Source organism: Stenotrophomonas sp. ATs4 (genome assembly GCF_051861585.1).
Lineage (GTDB): Bacteria > Pseudomonadota > Gammaproteobacteria > Xanthomonadales > Xanthomonadaceae > Stenotrophomonas > Stenotrophomonas maltophilia_AS.
In genome coordinates this window covers 58661-75068 of the sequence record NZ_JBLYPK010000004.1, presented here as the reverse complement: position 1 = coordinate 75068, position 16408 = coordinate 58661, and the positions used below count along the sequence as shown (strand labels likewise).

Here is a 16408-nt window from a genome sequence, read left to right as displayed (position 1 = left end):
CCGGCACTACCGTATTTCGATCTTCGGCGGCTCGCCATAGAACCGCCGCAGCTGCGCAGCCACTTCCGGCAATGCCTGCTGCAGCAGATCCGGCGCCGAGAAGTGATACTCGCTGGCTACCGCGAAGAACTCTTCCGGCGCTTCAGCCGCATACGGATCGATCAACGTCTCTTCGCCGGCATCCACCTGCACGCAGAAGGCATCGTAAGCCTGCTGGAACGTGGCCGCCCACGCGCGCTGCCATTCGCGCGGCAGCGGCGGCGTGCCGTCCATCGCGCCATCCAGCGCATCCAGCTTGTGCACCATCTCGTGCACCGCCACGCAGTAGCCCTCGTGCGGCGCCGCCAGGTCGGCCTGTACATCGGCCCAGGACAGGATCAACGGACCGCTGTCCCACGATTCGCCAATCAGTTCGTCATCCCACTCATGCAGTACGCCGGCCGCATCCATGTGGCTGCGGTGCACGCGGAACGCGTCGGGGTAGACGATCAGCTGCGACCAGCCTTCCAGTCCCACCTCGCCGAACTCCAGCAGCGGCAGGCAGCACAGCGCGGCCAGCAGCACGCCATCGGCGGCCTGCAGCTGCAGCTCGCCAATCGAGGTGATGGTCTTCTCATGCAGGAAGCGCGTGGCCAGCAGGCGCAGGCGCGCCCGACGCCCGTCATCCAGGCCGTGCAGCCACGCCGCGCGTTGGCAGGCGTCTTCCCAAAGTGCATCGTCGATCGGCCGCGGCGCAGGCCGCAGCCACTGCAGCAACGACTTGATCAGCGGAACATTCCCGGCAGGTAGCTGTGCCACTTCGGCGCGCGGATGCGCGGCAGCATGTCGTCATCGCTGCCACCGCCGCCGGTGGTGGTGCTGGCCGCCGGGCGTACCGGTGCGGCCTTGGTGCTGGCGGCCGATGCGCTGGCGGTGGGTGCGCGCTGCGAGGCGGCATCGCCATTGGAGGACACGCATGCCCCACGGCTGTCGTCCAGCGCTGCTGTGGCAGACGCCGCGAAGGGCATCGTCAGCAGGATCAGGCAATGGGCATAACGGCGCATTGACGACATCCACGTTAAGGGAGGGTGAGTTCCCGATTCTAGCCCGAACCCGGCGCCCGGTTGGAAGCCCCTGCGGCTCCGCGGTGGCGGGCGTCGCTGGCGGCTTTCCCGCATAATTCCTTTCTGACTTCGTGGAAGCTGCCGTGGACGATCGCCAATTGCTGGCCAAACTCGCTGCCGGTCGCCTGTCCGGCGACGCCCTGGCCCGTGAGCTGGGCCAGACCCGGGCGGCCATTTGGAAGCGTATTCAAGGACTTAGGGCCGCCGGTGTGGACATCGAGGGCCGCGCTGGCGAGGGCTATGGCCTGGTTCGCCCGGTCGACCTGCTGGACCCGGACGCGATCCGCGCCGGCCTTCCTGCCGACGTCCGGGCCCTGCTGCACGACCTGCAGGTGGCCTGGACGGTGGACTCGACCAACGCAGAATTGCTGCGTTGCAGCGCGCCCCAGCGCGGGGTGAGCGTCCTGCTGGCCGAACGCCAGACCGGTGGCCGTGGCCGTCGTGGCCGTGCCTGGGCCTCGCCGCTGGCCGCGCATATCTACCTGTCGGTGCTGCGCCTGTTCTCCGGTGGCCTCGGCCGCCTGGCCGGGCTGAGTCTGGTGGCCGGCATCGCCGTGGCCGAAGCGCTGCACGATCTGGGCTACACCCAGGCGCAGCTGAAGTGGCCGAATGACCTGATCGTCGATGGCAAACGCAAGCTGGTCGGCCTGCTCGCCGAAGGCGGTGGCGAATACGCCGGCCCGGCGCGCGCGGTGATCGGCATCGGCATCAACACGCACATGCCACCGTCGTTCGCCGAACAGATCACCCAGCCGTGGGTGGACCTGGACACGCTGGCCGGCAAGCCGGTGGATCGCAACGTGGTGGTTGCTGCCGTGTTGACGCGCCTGCTGCCGGCGCTGGAAGAATTCGATCGCGAAGGCCTGGCGCCGTTCCTGCCGCGCTACGCCGCGTTCGACATGCTGGCCGGCCGCGAAGTACGGGTGGAACTGGAAGGGCAGTGGCAGCATGGCACCGCGCTCGGCCTGGCTGATGACGGCGCCTTGCGCGTGCGTATCGATGGCCGCGAGCGCCTGCTGCACGCCGGCGAAGTCAGCGTGAGGGCGGCATGAGCGATTGGTTGTTCGACCTCGGCAACTCGCGCTTCAAGTTCGCGCCGTTGCAGGGTGACCATGCCGGTGACGTGCAGGCCTGGGCGCACGGCGCCGAAGGCATGGCCGGGCAGCCGCCGCACAGCCTGCCCAGCGGTACCACCGCGTTCGTAGCCAGCGTGGCCGCACCGTCGCTGACCAGCGCCATGCTGGACCAGCTGCAGCGTCGCTTCGAGCACGTGCATGTGGTGCGCACCAGCGCCGAATGCGCCGGTGTGCGCATCGCCTATGCCAAGCCGGAAAAGTTCGGTGTCGATCGCTTCCTGGCCCTGCTGGCTGCCGCAAAGGCACAGCGCCCGGTGCTGGTGGTCGGCGTGGGTACCGCATTGACGATTGATCTGCTCGACGCCGACGGCCAGCACCACGGTGGCCGCATCTCCGCATCGCCCACCACCATGCGCGAAGCGCTGCACGCCCGTGCGGTGCAGCTGCCCGCAACCGGCGGCAATTACAGCGAGTTCGCCAACGACACCGCCGATGCGCTGGCCTCCGGCTGCGATGGCGCCGCAGTGGCGTTGATCGAACGCAGCGCACAGCAGGCGCACGCGCTGCTGGGCGTGGCGCCGTCGCTGCTGGTGCACGGTGGCGGCGCACCGGCGCTGATGCCGTTGCTGCCCGGCGCCGATTACCACCCCTCGCTGGTGCTGGATGGCCTCGCCCGCTGGGCGGTGCACCAGCCCGCAGGCTAGTATCCGCGCATGCTGACCCGTGCCCTGATCGTCGTACTGGCCATCCTCAATCTTGGCGTCGCCTGCTGGTGGCTGCTGCGCGATGCGCCGCAACCGCCCGCACCGCCGCCGCAACCGGCCGGCGTGGCCGAGCTGCGCTGGGTGCCCGGTGGCGTGGATGCCGCTGCAGCCGCCGAAGCGACCGCCGCCGCCCCGACCGCGCCGCTGATGGAGCGCGAACCGGCTGAGAAGACGGCTGTGGCTGCCACGCCTGCGCCAGCCACGCCGGCCCAGCCGGAGGTCGCCAAGCCGCAGGTAGCTGAGGCTACGCCGGTTGCTGCTGCTGCCAAGCCGGTAACACCGCCTGCAGCGGCTCCGGCGCCGGAAAAGCCCGCAACGCCGCCCGTGGCTGCCGAGCCGCCGCGCTGTGTCGCGCTGGGTCCGTTCGCCGACCGCGCCGCCGCGACCAGCGCGCAAGGCAAGGCCGGCGCTGTGCTCAGCCAGGTGCGCCTGCGCGAACAGCCCGCTGCCAGTGGCAGCGCCCGTTTCCGGGTGATGCTGCCGGCCGCCGCCAGCCGCGACGAGGCTCAGGCCACGGTGAAGCGCATCGTCGCCGCCGGCCTGAGCGACTACTACATCATCAGCCAGGGCGAGGACATCAACGCCGTGGCGCTGGGCCAGTACCGCAACCGCGAAGGTGCCGAGCGCCGCATGGCGGCGGTGCAGGCCGCCGGCTTCCATCCGCGCCTGGTCGCCAGCGGCGACGCTGGCCAGTGGTGGTTGGAAGGGCAGCTGGCGGCGGGCACGCAGCCGGCCCAGGCCCAGCAGCGCAGCGGCGCGGCACAGAGCCGGTCGCTGGAATGCACCCGGTTGCGCTAGAATCCCCGGACCGCGGCGCTGCCGCCGGTGCACCACCCATGCCGCTTTAGCTCAGTTGGTAGAGCAACTGTCTTGTAAACAGTAGGTCATCCGTTCGATTCGGATAAGCGGCACCATTGGGCATCTGCTAATCCCCCCTTGCAGCGGCTGCGCGTTGGCCAGTCGGGCGCCGATCCCGGCCCCCCTCCTTCCTTCTTCGCTGTTCTCCCTAGCGGCGTGTGATGCGTCGCTGTGCACTTCCCTGCGCGCGATCCTGATTGTTGAAAGTATGTAGCCAGTAGGCTACATTCCTCCATGAAGATCCAGCGTACCCGTCAGTTCGCGACATGGATTGACGCTCTCAAGGACGTAACCGTGCGTGCCCGCATCCTGGCCCGCATCGGTCGGCTCGCAGAAGGCCATCCCGGTGATCACCGCTATCTGGCAGGTGGCGTTTCTGAACTACGCATCGATGCAGGACCCGGTTACCTCGTGTACTACACCCAGCGGGGCAGGAAGTTGTTGATTCTTCTGGTCGGAGGCGACAAGGGTTCGCAACAGCGCGATATAGAGAAGGCCAAGGAGATTGCGCGTGCCCTGCGAGCATCGAACTGGTTGTAGGCGAAACGACTCAATACCGAAGTACTGGAGCTGTCCCATCATGGCTATCAAGAAGAAAGTTGAACTCGAAGCATTTGATGTGGCCGAACACCTTCATACACCGAAGGAAATGGCGGCCTATCTCGATGCATGCATCGAAGAAAGCGGCGGCGATTCGGCATTCATCGCCAAGGCGCTGGGCGATATCGCGCGTGCCCAAGGGATGAGCAAGGTCGCACGTGCGGCGGGCCTGTCGCGGGAGAGTCTGTATCGTGCCCTGTCTGGCGAGCGCAGCCCTGATTTCTCGACCATCCTGAAGGTGACCCGTGCCCTGGGTGTGCGCCTGCGTGCCAGCGCTGCGTGAGCGTACGTGCGGACCTTGATGCGTTGGCACGTCGCTGGACGTAAAGCGCACGGAAAAGCATGAAAAAACCGCCTTTCGGCGGTCTTTTTCGTCCCAAGCCGGTGAGTCAACTCAATGACGCGGCAGAGGAGGAGTCGTTTGGCCATTCTGGCTCGATGCAGCTTGTGTGCCACGCGGCGCATTGGTGCATCACGCGTCTGCCGTTGCCAGATCAAGGCATTCGGCGCGAACAGGTTCAATCAAACCGGATGATGCGGATCAACCCTTTTGTCGATGATCCGTCTCCGAAGGCGGCCACCGTGCCACAGGGGAATACCTCTTTCGCACCGTCGTGGTTGATGAATGAGATCGTGCAGTGTGCCCGCGTTCCCGGCGTGATCCGGGTGATGCCGCGGTCATTCAAGACGAAGCCGTACCACATGAGTCCAGGGCTTATTGAAAGCGCCATGGGGCGCGCGGTGGAGGCGATCATCTCGGCAACAGCGCCGCCGCGCGAATCCACTTCGTCCAGCCGCAGCTCAACGAGAACAGGCTTCAGGTCTGGATAGGGTGTGCTCATTCCAGCTGCGGGTCTGCCTGATTCGCTAGCCGGGGCAGTGACGTTGTGAACCTGTGCATTGGGGATCTCAATGTTCTGCACTATTGAGCCCCACCCACCTGCAGCGCCACATACTCCGCCAGCCCCCGGCAGGCCAGCATCAGCCCTTCGCGCGTGCCGTCGCCGATATCGTCCTTCTCTTCCCCATCCACGCGCACGCGCTCTGCGGCGTGGTACAGCTCCAGCAGCGACACCAGGCCCACCGCGGCGCGATCCCTGCGTGCGGCGGCCACGGCGTCGCCAGGTGTGCCTGCCGGCCCCTGCCACGGCTGTCCATCGGCGGCGTCACCGGCCTGGATGCGCTGCAGGCAGCCGGGCAGGTTGATCGGCGCGGGCGCCTCGTTGGCGGCAGCGAAAGCGGCTTCCAACGGCTGCGCCAGTTCGGGCGGCAGGCGCAGGGCAGCCTCGCCCAGGGTTGCGGTCAGGTACGGGTGATGGGTCTTGGGCATGCGGGCGTCCTCGTCGGGAACAGAGGTGCCACCCGAAGAGGGTGGCGGGCGATGCGTGGCTTCCAAGACCGGAAATCGATGAGCCGGTGGGCACAGGGCCCCCACGCACCGCCCGCCGTCGATCGGCGAACGGATTGCCAGCCGGCGCCGCTCTTGGGAAGACGGCGCCGGCTGGCAAGCGTATACAGCTTCGATTAAACGGGCTTGGAAGTCCCGGCCACCCTTGCAGGTGGCGATTCATCATGCGCACGTGAAATCACCGCCTGCCAGTCGTTTGTTTCGATGGCATCGGGTGATCTGAAAGGAAAAATGAATTATCGCGATTGGCCTGTTTCGAGCATCGCAATGCCAGAAGCGACATATCGCGCGGGGCTGCAACCAACGACGAATCCTGGTGCGTCATTGCTGTCGCACGGCCCTTCATGGCCCAGGAAGCAAAGCTGGCTTAACTTCCCCGGCAGGGCTTCTAGAACACCCTACCAGACATGAATCCCCACGCGTGCGACCCGGATCTTGATATTCCTCACGGACAGCCCGCTGCACCTCACCGCATACTGCCGCCACACGCCCACCTGGGCCCCTTCGGGATCCGCACATGCGTCGCCACGCCCTGTCGCTCACCGTCGCACTGGTATCCACCGCTTTCGTGGCCCCGGCCATGGCTGCGGTGCCGTTCTTCAATGCCAGCTGCCCGGGCGGCATCGATGTGCACGCCGACGAAGGCGGGCCGGTCTACGTGCAGGGCCGCGAGGCCACGCTGAAGCGCTTCAACGACCGCTATTTCGAAGCACGCGATGCGAACTCCGGCATCACGCTGTCGATCAGCAGCAACGAGGACGGCACGCCGCAGATCAGCTACACCGGCCGAGGCGGCGCCAATGGCATCTGCCAGGTCAGTGCCAGCGGAGCGCCCGCACCGTCTGAACATCGCGACCACCGTCGCCACGATGACGACAACGACGCGGCGCTGCCGCGCGAAGTCACCTGCGAATCCACCGGCCAGCAGCAGGTGTCGTGCGACATGGATACCCGTGGCAACGTGGAAATCGTGCGCCGGCTCAGCCACACCCGCTGCGAACAAGGCCAGAACTGGGGCCTGTCGCGGCATTCGGTGTGGGTGAACGGCGGCTGCCGTGCGGTGTTCCGCAATGTGTCAAAGGCGGCCAACAGCGCGCCGCCGGGCGATACCGCGCTGGGTTCCTGCAACATGCGCAAGGGGGCGCAGGGCACGCTGGTGACCCAGCTACCGGTGGGCAGCGATTATCAGGAGTTGATCATCGATTATCCCGATGGCCGCTTCCTGTGCATGATGCGCAACAACGGCCAGGTGCAGAGCGTAACGCCGGTTCGCCGCCGCGGCGGTTGAGTTCGTCGCCGGCAGGGACCTCCGTCAGCCGCCCGATGTTCGCAGCAACACCCACGCCAGCATCAGGGCGAACATGCCGACGACGGTCAGGCCGAACCACAGCGCGGCCACCTTCACGTTGCCAATCAACGCCGTCAGCATCCGCTGCGGCTCACTCTTCAGGATCGGGTATTCAGCGTGTGCCTTGCGTACACGCTGCCAACCCAGCCCAAGGAACACCAGGATAGAGAGGGGCGCCATCAGGCAGGCCGTCTGGATTAGCCAACCGTTCGGCGACACATCGACCGTACCGTTCAACCAGAGCGCGAAAATCGCGATCGGCAGCGCCACGGTGAAAAAGCGTGGCCAGGCGGTGTTGATGAAGGGCGACATCGCAATCTTCCATGAAGGGCGGTTGGGCCCGCGCGGCATCATGCCATGCGGTTGCCCTGCTGCACCGCCGCGAGTGGTGTCACACAGCTCTGGCTAGACTGTGCTTCTTTTTCCACGCAGGAGGCACCCATGGCCCATCCCATCTCCGTATCCCTGATTGGCGTTCCCACCGATGTAGGTGCGGGCCATCGCGGTGCACGGCTGGGGCCGGAAGCGCTGCGCGTGGCTGGCCTGCCGGAGGCGCTGGAGGCGCGCGGCGTGGACGTGCGCGACCTGGGCAACCTGGATGGTCCGCGCAACCCGTGGACCGCGCCGGTGGAAGGCTACCGCCATCTGGATGAAGTGGTGGCGTGGAACCATGCGCTGATGGAAGCCAGCTACGCCGAACTGCAGGCCGGCCGCATGCCGATCATGCTCGGCGGCGACCACTGCCTGGGCATCGGTTCGATCACTGCGGTGGCGCGCTGGTGCCGCGAGCAGGGCAAGACCCTGCGCGTGCTGTGGCTGGATGCGCATTCCGATTTCAACACCAGCGATGTCACGCCTTCGGGCAACATCCATGGCATGCCGGTGGCCTGCCTGTGCGGCCTCGGCCCGGATGCGTTGACCCGCCTCGGTGGCACCGTGCCGGCGATCACCCCGGCGCAGATGCACCAGATCGGCATCCGTTCGGTGGACCCGGAAGAGAAGCGCCTGATCAAGACCCACAAGGTGGATGTCTATGACATGCGCTACATCGACGAGAACGGCATGAAGCGCACGGTGGAAGCGGCGCTGGCCGGCATCGACGAGAACACCCACCTGCATGTCAGCTTCGATGTCGACTTCCTCGACCCCAGCATCGCGCCGGGCGTGGGCACCACCGTGCCGGGCGGCGTGAACTACCGCGAGGCGCAGCTGGTGATGGAGATGATTGCCGACACCGGGCGCATGGGGTCGCTGGACATCGTCGAGCTCAACCCCTTGTTGGACAAGCAGAATGCCACCGCTGAGCTGGCCGTGGACCTGGTCGAAAGCCTGTTCGGCAAGTCCACCCTGATGCGTGATTGAGGCCCTGGCCTGAACGGATCGGTGATCCGTTCACACGCGCTCCACGCCACTCCCGCCAGATTGCACCTCACGCGGCGGTGGTGGCATTGGCCTCTCCCGCCGAGCGAAAGAATCCCATCCGCGAATGAAGCGGTGTAGCGGCAAACCCAAGGAGAAGCCCATGAAGCGCGTAGTTGCCCTGATGCTGTTGTCGATGTTCTCGGTGGCCCTGCTGGCCGGTTGCAACACCATTGCCGGTGCCGGCAAGGACGTGCAGAAGGCGGGCGAGAAGGTCGAGGACACCGCGAAGGGCCGTTGAGCCCTGCACGGAACGGAAAGCGAAAAGGCCGGGGACATCCCCGGCCTTTTTTGTGCGCGCTTTTTTCCGCGTGACTGTCGAAGCGGAGTGAACCATTCAAGCAGGTGAGCACGCATTTCATTGCGGGTTGACCGGTACTCAACAGCCACTGCGCGAAGCTGGAGCCACGGTAAGAATGCCGTTGCAACCAAGGACTCCCAGCAATGAACAAAGACATCATTTCCGGCAAGTGGTCGCAGCTGAAGGGCAAGGCCCAGGCCAAGTGGGGCGATCTGACCAACGACGACTTCGATGTGGCCGAAGGCAATGCCGAATATCTGGCCGGTCGCCTGCAGGAACGTTATGGCTGGGCCAAGGATCGCGCTGAGAAGGAAGTCCGTGACTTCCAGGACAGCGTGAGCAAGGACTACCCGGACTACAAGTAAGCGCTACGGTTTCCCCCATAACACGACGCCCGCACCGTGAGGTTGCGGGCGTTGTGCTGTGTGTACGGGCGATCAGCGCGCCGGCGGGTCCGGCACGTAGCGGTTGGGGAACGCCTGCGGCTCGCGCGGCAGGCGCGAGGGAGAATCAACGAGGATGCCGCGCGCGCGCAGGTTGCGGGCGCTGTCGTAGCGCAGCTGCAGGACTTGGGCGGGGCTGCGGCTGGCGCGCTCGAAGTCGGTATCGCGTACCGACGACTGTTCGCGTGCGCCGTGGCCGGTGCCCAGCGCTGGCGCCTGCGACTTGCTGGCGTAGCCCTCGATGCGGCTGCTGCTGGCGCTGGCATCGGCCGCGGCTTCAGCGGCCGGTGCCGGCAGCGGCAGGCCACGGCGCAGGATCGGCTGCGGGTACCAGCGGCGCGCCTCCTCGAACACCGCCACGCCGACCACGCCGATGTTGTCCGGGCGGCCGGTGCGGCTGGCATAGCTGCCGCTGGGGCTGCTGAACACGAACTGCGCCACTTCGTCCTGGCTCTTGCGCCAGCCGGTGATGTCGGCGTGCTGGCCGGGGTTGAGTACATAGCCGGTCTGCGAGGGATCGGCGTTCTCGCCGGAGATGGCGTTGACGCCGTCCACCGACAGCACCACCAGCACCCGGCGCGGGCTGTCGTTGTACAGGCGCACGGCGTAGCGGTGGCCGCGCTCGCCGGCCACCCAGCGCTGGCCATCGGCGGGGTAGCTGCGCAGTTCGGTACCGCGGTCGCGGTCGACCAGGGCCATCCGTACCGGACCATCGTGGTACACCGGCGGCGGCATCGGAGCGGGGCGGAAGCCGGCCAGGGGCAGGATCAGCAGCAGGGGCAGCAAGCGTTTCATCGGGCGTCTCCAGCGGGGTTGCGTGAATGAACGCGCCGCGGGCCCTGACGGGGTTGGTGGCGTGCAAGGTAAACTGGCCCCGTTCATCGAAGGTTCCCCCACACAGTCATGACGACCCGAGTCCTTACCGGCATCACCCCCTCCGGCACGCCCCACCTGGGCAACTACGTTGGCGCCATCCGTCCGGCGATCGCGGCCAGCCGCGCCCCGGGGATCGAGAGCTTCTTCTTCCTGGCCGACCTGCACAGCCTGATCAAGTCCCAGGACCCGCAGCGCACCCAGCGCGCGACCCTGGAGATCGCGGCCAGCTGGCTGGCCTGCGGCCTGGACGCGGAATACGTGTGGTTCTACCGCCAGAGCGACATCCGCGAGACCACCGAGCTGATGTGGTTCCTGACTGCCATCGCCAGCAAGGGCATCCTCAACCGCGCGCACGCCTACAAGGCGGCGGTGGACAAGAACCGTGAGGAAGGCGTGGACGAGGACGCAGGCGTCAGTGCCGGCCTGTTCATGTACCCGGTGCTGATGGCCGCCGATATCCTCATCTTCAAGGCCAACCAGGTGCCGGTGGGCCGTGACCAGATCCAGCACATCGAGATGGCGCGCGATTTCGCCCAGCGCTTCAACCACGTGTACGGCAAGGAGTACTTCCCGCTGCCGGACGTGGTGATCGACGAGCAGGTGGCGACGCTGGCGGGCCTCGACGGCCGCAAGATGAGCAAGAGCTACCACAACACCATTCCGCTGTTCGTGCCGCGCGAGGAGCTGAAGAAGCTGGTGTTCTCGATCCTGACCGATTCGCGCGCACCCGGCGAGCCGAAGGACACCGAAGGCTCGGCGCTGTTCCAGATGTACCAGGCGTTCGCCACCCCGGAACAGACCGCTGAATTCGCCAAGGCCTTCGCTGCCGGCATCAGCTGGGGCGACGCCAAGCAGCAGTTGTTCGAACGCATCGACAGCGAACTGTCGCCGCTGCGCGAGCGCTACAACGCGCTGATGGCCGAGCCGGAAAAGATCGAGGCGCTGCTCAAGCGCCGTGGCCAGCAGCTTCGCGAGCAGCTGGCGGCACCGCTGCTGGAAGAGCTGCGCCATGCGGTGGGCCTGCGCGACCTTTCCACCGCTGGCGACATTGCCAGCGAGGATGCCGGCGTGGCCCGCGTGGCACCGCCGCTGTTCAAGCAGTACCGCGAAAAGGACGGCCGTTTCTACTTCAAGTTGACCGCCGGTGACGGCACGCTGCTGGTCCAGAGCGAAGGCTTCGATTCGCCGCGCGATGCCGGCCAGTTGATTGCAGTGATCAAGCAGGCCGAGCAGGGCGACCAGCTGCAGAGCGAGCTGTTCAAGCTGGAAGCCGAAGTGGACGCGGTGCTGGCTGCCCTGGCCGTGCTGCGCGAAGCGTAAGGGGTAGTGCCGGCCGCTGGCCGGCAACTGCACAGAACCGCCGGCCAGCGGCCGGCACTACCACGGCATTTGCATAGGGAATGCCGGCCAGCGGCCGGCACTACCCAGGAACGAAGGCCGTGGCATGATGTCCGCGCGCCCCCGGCGCGATGACATGGAGTCTGCGATGGCCTGGTTGTCGCTGCTGCTGTTCCTGCCCTGGTTCCTGCTGCTGGGCAGCCTGTACTGGCTGTTCCCGCGCCAGCCGCGTACCGCGCGACGGCGCCTGTTCGATACCACCACCCTGGCGCTGGCCTTCGCTCTGAGCATCGGCTCGATGCTGTGGGGCTATCACATCGGCCGCGTGCAGCCCGGCGCCGGCCCGATCTGGCCGCAGGTGCTGGCCGTGCTGTATGCCTACGGCGCGTTCCTGGCGGTGCTGGTGCTGGCGCTGTTGCTGCGCCCGCGATGGCTGGAAAGGTAGTGCCGGCCGCTGGCCGGCACCTGCATTCTCCTGGCGATCCCAGGGTTGCCGGCCAGCGGCCGGCACTACCCGACCAAAGCCGCATCGAACCTGTCCCGGCTACGCGCCTACCATGGGCATCTGTTCCCGATCCTGCCAGGTGCGTGCCGATGACCGCCGACCCCAGCATCCATACCATCGATACCGGCTTCCAGCGTCCCGACTTCGACGCGGCCTACCTGATCGTTGAAAACGGCCGCGCGGCCTTCGTCGACTGCGGCACCGGCCTGTCGGTGCCGGCCATGCTGCAGGCGCTGGCGCACGCCGGCCTGGGCGTGGAGGCGGTGGACTGGCTGCTGCTCACGCACGTGCACCTGGACCACGCCGGCGGCGCGGGCCTGCTGATGCAGCACCTGCCAAACGCCAAGGCGGTGCTGCACCCGCGCGGTGCACCGCACATGATTGACCCGACCCGGCTGATTGCCGGTGCCACGGCGGTATACGGCGCCGAGGAGATCGCGCGCAGCTACGGCCGCATAGAAGCCATTGCCGAGGCCCGCGTGGTGGTGGCCGAAGACGGCCACCGCATCGATCTGGCCGGGCGCGAGCTGTTGCTGCTGCATACGCCTGGTCATGCGTTGCACCACTACTGCGTGTGGGATGCGCGCAGCCGCAGCTGGTTCACCGGCGATACCTTCGGCATCTCCTACCGCGAGCTGGACAGCGCGCAGGGTGCTTTCATCTTCCCCACATCGTCGCCGGTGCAGTTCGATCCGGAGGCGATGACGGCCTCGATCCAGCGCATGCTGGGCTACGGCCCGCAGGCGATGTACCTGACCCACTACGGTCGTGTGGAACAGGTGGAGAAACTGGCCGAAGACCTGTTCGAGCAGATCGATGCGATGGCCGCCATCGGCCGCCAGTGCGATGGCCGTCCGGACCGCCACCGCTGCCTGCTGGCCGCGCTGCAGGCGCTGTACCTGGAACGTGCACAGCTGCATGGCTGCGCGTTGGACGATGCGGCGGTGACCGCTGTTCTGGCGATGGACATCGAACTCAACGCGCAGGGCCTTGCCTGCTGGCTGGATCGCATCAGCAGGTAGATCCACGCCGCGCGTGGATGACGCGGCCCAAGCCGCGCCGCGAAGTCACCACCACGTTACACTCTGGTGACTTCCAAGCTAGCCGTGGTACTGCCGTGAATCCGATGCGCGTGTTGCTGCTGTCGTCCTGCCTGTTCGTGGGTGGGCTGGCCCATGCGGCCAATGACCTGCCGGGTGGCGGCATCGATCCGCAGGCGTTGTCGCGCCACGTGCGTGTGCTGGCATCGGATGAATTCGAGGGTCGCGCACCGGCCACCGAAGGCGAAGAGCGCACCGTGCAGTACCTGATCGAGCAGTTCCGCAGCTACGGCCTGCAGCCGGGTGGCGTGGATGGCAGCTGGGTGCAGCCGGTGCCGCTGGTGCGCGCGCAGCTGGACGGCCCGGCCAAGGCCAGCCTGTCGCTGAAGCAGGGCAGCCGCGCGCTGGCCAACGGCGTGGACGTGACTTTGCAGAGCCTGCAGCCGCGCAAGCGCGTGCAGATCAAGAATGCCCCGCTGGTGTTCGTCGGCTACGGCATCGACGCACCGGAACGCCAGTGGAACGACTACAAGGACGTGGACCTGCACGGCAAGATTGCCGTGGTGCTGATCAATGACGCCGATTTCGAAGCCGATGCGCCGGGCGCGTTCGACGGCAAGGCCGTGACCTACTACGGCCGCTGGACCTACAAGTTCGAGGAAGCTGCGCGCCGCGGTGCCGAAGGCGTGCTGATCGTGCACGAGACCGCTCCGGCCGCCTATGGCTGGGCCACGGTGAAGAGCTCGGGCACCTCGCCGCTGTTCGACATCGAGCGCGGCCAGGCCGAGGCGATGGCCCAGCACACGCCGCTGCGTGGCTGGATGCAGCGCGAGCTGGCCGAGGCGATCTTCGCCGACGCCGGCCTTGACTTCGATGCCGAGAAGCGCAAGGCGATGCGTGCCGACTTCCGTCCGGTGGCACTGGACAACGCGAAGCTGAGCGTTGATTTCGCGCTCAAGCGCGAGCAGGTGGTGACCCGCAACGTGGTGGCCAAGCTGCCCGGTGGCGAGCATGCAGACGAGGCGGTGATCTTCTCCGCACACTGGGATGCCTTCGGTATCGGCCAGGCCGATGCCAAGGGCGACCGCATCCGCCGTGGTGCGATCGACAACGCCACCGGCGTGGCCACCGTGCTGGAGCTGGGCCGTGTGTTTGCCGCCGGCCCGCAGCCGCAGCGCACGCTGTACTTCGTGGCACTGACCGCCGAAGAGAAGGGCCTGCTGGGTGCCAGCTACTACGCTGCACACCCGCTTGCGCCGCTGGACAAGACCGCTGCAGTGCTGAACATCGAGATGTTCAGCCCGGACGGCGCGACCCGGGACATCGCCTCGTGGGGCAAGGGCCGTGTCTCGCTGGAAGGCGACCTTGAACGTGTGGCCAAGGCCCGCGGACGCAGCTACAGCCCGGACCCGAACCTGGAGGCCGGCTTCTTCTACCGTGCCGACCACTTCGCCTTCGCCCGCCTGGGCGTGCCGGCAATCACCATCGGCCCCGGCCTGGACAAGCTGGACGGCGGTGTTGAAGCCGGCCGCGCGCTGCGTGAGAAATACTTCGCTGACTGCTACCACCAGGCCTGCGATGCCTGGACCCCGAGCTGGGACCCGGCCGGCCACGCTGCCGACACCCTGCTGGTGTACGACCTGGGTGCCGAGCTGGCCAACAGCCGCCGCTGGCCGACGTGGGAGAAGGAATCCGAGTTCCGCGGCGCACGCGACAAGAGCGAAGCCGCCCGCAAGTAACGGTAGTGCCGGCCGCTGGCCGGCAACATCATCAACCTTTCGAAGGGACGTGCAGTTGCCGGCCAGCGGCCGGCACTACCACGTCTTCAGCCACGCGCCCCAACCGGCGGCCACCGGCATTGCACCGGTGGCCGCGATCATGACAGCCCCCTTACTTGCGGGTGCCGTCGAGCCAGTTCGGGCCCTTGTTGGTGAGGAAGAACACGTAGACCACCAGCGACACTGCGATCGTCGCGGTCACGTAGATGGCGAACCAGTCGACATGACCGGTCTTCAGCGCGCCCTGGTACAGCAGCGGGGCGGTGCCGCCGAACAGTGAGTTGGCCAGCGCATAGCCCAGGCCTACGCCCAGTGCACGCACGTGGGTCGGGAACAGCTCGGCCTTCACCACGGCGTTGATGGAGGTGTAGCCGGTGAGGATGACAAAGCCCAGCGCCAGCGTCAGGAACGCCAGGGTGGCGTCATGCTGGTGCGGCAGCTGGGTGATCAGGTACCAGCTGTACAGCACGCCGCCCACGCCGAAGAACACCAGCAGCGTCTTGCGGCCGATGATGTCCGACAGCCAGCCGCCGACCGGTTGCAGCACCATCAGGAAGGCCAGCACGCCCAGGTTGATCAGGGTGCCGGTCATCGGATCATTGGCGGCGAAGGCACTCTGGATCATCTTCGGGCCGTTCACCGAATAGGTGTAGAAGGCCACGGTGCCGCCGGCGGTGATCAGGAAGCACAGCAGCAGCGGCCGCCACTGGTGCACGAAGAGTTCGTACATCGAGCCGGACTTCTGCGCCTTGCCCTCGCGTGCTGCCTCGATGGACGACTCCGACAGCGATTCGTCCATGCCACGGCGCAGCCAGAACACCACCACCGCGGCGATGCCACCGATACCGAAGGCGATGCGCCAGCCCCACTCGGAGATTTCCGGCTTGCCCCAGAAGGTCAGCATCAACAGCAGGGTCAGCTGGGCCAGCACGTGGCCACCGACCAGGGTGACGTAGTGGAAGGAGGACAGGAAGCCGCGGCGGCCCGGGATCGCAGCCTCGGACATGTAGGTGGCGCTGGCGCCGTATTCACCTCCGGTGGCGAAGCCCTGCAGCAACCGCGCGAACAGCAGGACCACGGCCGCCCAGATACCGATGCTGGCGGCGGTGGGGGTGATGGCGATGAGGAACGAACAGGCCGCCATCAGCGTGACCGACACGGTCAGCGCCTGGCGGCGACCGTGGCGGTCGGCAAAGCGGCCGAAGAACCAGGCACCGATCGGGCGCATCAGGAAGGTCGCGGCGAAGATCGCCCACACGTACATGGTGGAGTTCTTGTCATCCGGCGAGAAGAACTGCGATTCGAAGTACACGGCGAACACCGAGTACACATAGACGTCGTACCACTCCACCAGATTGCCGGCGGAGCCTTTGAGGGTATTGGAGATCGACCGCCGCAGTGCGGCGCCGTCGGTGGCGGGTACAGCAGGTTGGGACGTGGTGCTCATCTGGGTGGGAATCCTCGATGCGGCGCGTCCGTGCGCAGGGAATACGGCGCCCGGCCATCGGGGCGGCGCGGCCGGGCAAGCCTTCTTGGTACTGCATCAGCCGT

Annotated in this window: 20 protein-coding genes and 1 tRNA gene; 14 read left to right on the top strand and 7 right to left on the bottom strand. The window is 66.8% G+C overall.

Annotated elements, in window-relative coordinates:
* Positions 1 to 6: 6 nt before the first annotated feature.
* Both ABR323_RS08480 and ABR323_RS08475 read right to left on the bottom strand, forming a co-directional pair.
* Positions 7 to 798 (bottom strand): zinc-dependent peptidase, encoded by a 792-nt coding sequence (locus ABR323_RS08480; protein ID WP_439448963.1) that lies wholly within the window; start codon positions 796 to 798, stop codon positions 7 to 9.
* A complete protein-coding gene (locus ABR323_RS08475) occupies positions 765 to 1043 on the bottom strand; it encodes a hypothetical protein (protein WP_010486993.1) in 279 nt (92 codons plus the stop codon). Before ABR323_RS08475 ends, ABR323_RS08480 begins: the two co-directional genes overlap by 34 nt.
* A 143-nt stretch (positions 1044 to 1186) precedes the next feature.
* Between ABR323_RS08475 and birA the strand changes: the two genes are divergently transcribed.
* From birA to ABR323_RS08445, 6 genes are all read left to right on the top strand, one after another.
* Positions 1187 to 2155, top strand: coding sequence for a bifunctional biotin--[acetyl-CoA-carboxylase] ligase/biotin operon repressor BirA (birA, locus tag ABR323_RS08470; RefSeq protein ID WP_439448962.1), 969 nt, complete (start codon positions 1187 to 1189; stop codon positions 2153 to 2155).
* The gene (locus ABR323_RS08465; RefSeq protein WP_439448961.1) at positions 2152 to 2883 is read left to right on the top strand and encodes a type III pantothenate kinase; all 732 of its coding nucleotides are present in this window, start codon (positions 2152 to 2154) and stop codon (positions 2881 to 2883) included. Before birA ends, ABR323_RS08465 begins: the two co-directional genes overlap by 4 nt.
* 9 nt (positions 2884 to 2892) lie before the next feature.
* Complete coding sequence (locus tag ABR323_RS08460) at positions 2893 to 3741, top strand: SPOR domain-containing protein (protein WP_439448960.1); 849 nt, start codon at positions 2893 to 2895, stop codon at positions 3739 to 3741.
* Positions 3742 to 3781: 40 nt separating this feature from the next.
* Positions 3782 to 3857, top strand: a tRNA-Thr gene (locus tag ABR323_RS08455).
* A gap of 178 nt (positions 3858 to 4035) precedes the next feature.
* Positions 4036 to 4341 (top strand): type II toxin-antitoxin system RelE/ParE family toxin, encoded by a 306-nt coding sequence (locus ABR323_RS08450; RefSeq protein WP_439448959.1) that lies wholly within the window; start codon positions 4036 to 4038, stop codon positions 4339 to 4341.
* Between the two features lie 40 nt (positions 4342 to 4381).
* Positions 4382 to 4684 (top strand): addiction module antidote protein, encoded by a 303-nt coding sequence (locus tag ABR323_RS08445; RefSeq protein ID WP_439448958.1) that lies wholly within the window; start codon positions 4382 to 4384, stop codon positions 4682 to 4684.
* A 235-nt stretch (positions 4685 to 4919) separates the two neighbouring features.
* Here ABR323_RS08445 and ABR323_RS08440 read toward each other — a convergent pair whose 3' ends face one another.
* Together ABR323_RS08440 and ABR323_RS08435 are read right to left on the bottom strand one after the other, a co-directional pair.
* Entirely contained in the window at positions 4920 to 5243 is a 324-nt protein-coding gene (locus ABR323_RS08440; protein WP_439448957.1) for a hypothetical protein, read from the bottom strand.
* Between the two features lie 80 nt (positions 5244 to 5323).
* Entirely contained in the window at positions 5324 to 5731 is a 408-nt protein-coding gene (locus ABR323_RS08435) for a hypothetical protein (protein ID WP_433897225.1), read from the bottom strand.
* A 595-nt stretch (positions 5732 to 6326) separates the two neighbouring features.
* Between ABR323_RS08435 and ABR323_RS08430 the strand changes: the two genes are divergently transcribed.
* Positions 6327 to 7097, top strand: a complete 771-nt coding sequence (locus ABR323_RS08430) for a DUF3011 domain-containing protein (RefSeq protein WP_439448956.1) — start codon at positions 6327 to 6329, stop codon at positions 7095 to 7097.
* Between the two features lie 24 nt (positions 7098 to 7121).
* Here ABR323_RS08430 and ABR323_RS08425 read toward each other — a convergent pair whose 3' ends face one another.
* Positions 7122 to 7469 (bottom strand): hypothetical protein, encoded by a 348-nt coding sequence (locus ABR323_RS08425; protein ID WP_439448955.1) that lies wholly within the window; start codon positions 7467 to 7469, stop codon positions 7122 to 7124.
* Positions 7470 to 7598: 129 nt separating this feature from the next.
* Here ABR323_RS08425 and rocF point away from each other — a divergent pair, with 129 nt between their 5' ends.
* The 3 genes from rocF (at position 7599) to ABR323_RS08410 (ending at position 9242) form a co-directional block, all read left to right on the top strand.
* On the top strand, positions 7599 to 8519 hold the full coding sequence (rocF, locus tag ABR323_RS08420; protein WP_004137058.1) for an arginase: 921 nt from the start codon (positions 7599 to 7601) through the stop codon (positions 8517 to 8519).
* Between the two features lie 160 nt (positions 8520 to 8679).
* The gene (locus ABR323_RS08415) at positions 8680 to 8817 is read left to right on the top strand and encodes an entericidin A/B family lipoprotein (protein WP_008266021.1); all 138 of its coding nucleotides are present in this window, start codon (positions 8680 to 8682) and stop codon (positions 8815 to 8817) included.
* A gap of 203 nt (positions 8818 to 9020) precedes the next feature.
* Positions 9021 to 9242, top strand: a complete 222-nt coding sequence (locus ABR323_RS08410; protein WP_089241428.1) for a CsbD family protein — start codon at positions 9021 to 9023, stop codon at positions 9240 to 9242.
* 72 nt (positions 9243 to 9314) lie between these two features.
* Here the strand turns inward: ABR323_RS08410 and ABR323_RS08405 are convergent, their stop codons facing one another.
* The gene (locus tag ABR323_RS08405; RefSeq protein WP_439448954.1) at positions 9315 to 10115 is read right to left on the bottom strand and encodes a hypothetical protein; all 801 of its coding nucleotides are present in this window, start codon (positions 10113 to 10115) and stop codon (positions 9315 to 9317) included.
* Between the two features lie 108 nt (positions 10116 to 10223).
* Between ABR323_RS08405 and ABR323_RS08400 the strand changes: the two genes are divergently transcribed.
* The 4 genes from ABR323_RS08400 to ABR323_RS08385 all read left to right on the top strand — a co-directional run bounded on the left by ABR323_RS08400 (position 10224) and on the right by ABR323_RS08385 (position 14818).
* On the top strand, positions 10224 to 11516 hold the full coding sequence (locus ABR323_RS08400) for a tryptophan--tRNA ligase (protein WP_439448953.1): 1293 nt from the start codon (positions 10224 to 10226) through the stop codon (positions 11514 to 11516).
* Between the two features lie 166 nt (positions 11517 to 11682).
* Positions 11683 to 11979, top strand: coding sequence for a hypothetical protein (locus ABR323_RS08395; protein WP_295519269.1), 297 nt, complete (start codon positions 11683 to 11685; stop codon positions 11977 to 11979).
* A 149-nt stretch (positions 11980 to 12128) separates the two neighbouring features.
* Positions 12129 to 13061, top strand: coding sequence for an MBL fold metallo-hydrolase (locus ABR323_RS08390; protein ID WP_439448952.1), 933 nt, complete (start codon positions 12129 to 12131; stop codon positions 13059 to 13061).
* 104 nt (positions 13062 to 13165) lie between these two features.
* Positions 13166 to 14818, top strand: coding sequence for a M28 family metallopeptidase (locus ABR323_RS08385; RefSeq protein WP_439449171.1), 1653 nt, complete (start codon positions 13166 to 13168; stop codon positions 14816 to 14818).
* Positions 14819 to 14969: 151 nt separating this feature from the next.
* Here the strand turns inward: ABR323_RS08385 and ABR323_RS08380 are convergent, their stop codons facing one another.
* Positions 14970 to 16304: an MFS transporter gene (locus tag ABR323_RS08380; RefSeq protein WP_135272003.1), complete on the bottom strand. Its 1335-nt coding sequence runs from the start codon at positions 16302 to 16304 to the stop codon at positions 14970 to 14972.
* Positions 16305 to 16408: the final 104 nt, after the last annotated feature.

Bases quoted from the DNA above. Each gene is read 5' to 3' on its own strand.
- ABR323_RS08475 (WP_010486993.1), bottom strand. From the start codon at position 1,043: ATGCGCCGTTATGCCCATTGCCTGATCCTGCTGACGATGCCCTTCGCG.
- ABR323_RS08465 (WP_439448961.1), top strand. From the start codon at position 2,152: ATGAGCGATTGGTTGTTCGACCTCGGCAACTCGCGCTTCAAGTTCGCG.
- ABR323_RS08460 (WP_439448960.1), top strand. From the start codon at position 2,893: ATGCTGACCCGTGCCCTGATCGTCGTACTGGCCATCCTCAATCTTGGC.
- ABR323_RS08450 (WP_439448959.1), top strand. From the start codon at position 4,036: ATGAAGATCCAGCGTACCCGTCAGTTCGCGACATGGATTGACGCTCTC.
- ABR323_RS08445 (WP_439448958.1), top strand. From the start codon at position 4,382: ATGGCTATCAAGAAGAAAGTTGAACTCGAAGCATTTGATGTGGCCGAA.
- ABR323_RS08440 (WP_439448957.1), bottom strand. From the start codon at position 5,243: ATGAGCACACCCTATCCAGACCTGAAGCCTGTTCTCGTTGAGCTGCGG.
- ABR323_RS08435 (WP_433897225.1), bottom strand. From the start codon at position 5,731: ATGCCCAAGACCCATCACCCGTACCTGACCGCAACCCTGGGCGAGGCT.
- ABR323_RS08430 (WP_439448956.1), top strand. From the start codon at position 6,327: ATGCGTCGCCACGCCCTGTCGCTCACCGTCGCACTGGTATCCACCGCT.
- ABR323_RS08425 (WP_439448955.1), bottom strand. From the start codon at position 7,469: ATGTCGCCCTTCATCAACACCGCCTGGCCACGCTTTTTCACCGTGGCG.
- rocF (WP_004137058.1), top strand. From the start codon at position 7,599: ATGGCCCATCCCATCTCCGTATCCCTGATTGGCGTTCCCACCGATGTA.
- ABR323_RS08415 (WP_008266021.1), top strand. From the start codon at position 8,680: ATGAAGCGCGTAGTTGCCCTGATGCTGTTGTCGATGTTCTCGGTGGCC.
- ABR323_RS08410 (WP_089241428.1), top strand. From the start codon at position 9,021: ATGAACAAAGACATCATTTCCGGCAAGTGGTCGCAGCTGAAGGGCAAG.
- ABR323_RS08405 (WP_439448954.1), bottom strand. From the start codon at position 10,115: ATGAAACGCTTGCTGCCCCTGCTGCTGATCCTGCCCCTGGCCGGCTTC.
- ABR323_RS08400 (WP_439448953.1), top strand. From the start codon at position 10,224: ATGACGACCCGAGTCCTTACCGGCATCACCCCCTCCGGCACGCCCCAC.
- ABR323_RS08395 (WP_295519269.1), top strand. From the start codon at position 11,683: ATGGCCTGGTTGTCGCTGCTGCTGTTCCTGCCCTGGTTCCTGCTGCTG.
- ABR323_RS08390 (WP_439448952.1), top strand. From the start codon at position 12,129: ATGACCGCCGACCCCAGCATCCATACCATCGATACCGGCTTCCAGCGT.
- ABR323_RS08385 (WP_439449171.1), top strand. From the start codon at position 13,166: ATGCGCGTGTTGCTGCTGTCGTCCTGCCTGTTCGTGGGTGGGCTGGCC.
- ABR323_RS08380 (WP_135272003.1), bottom strand. From the start codon at position 16,304: ATGAGCACCACGTCCCAACCTGCTGTACCCGCCACCGACGGCGCCGCA.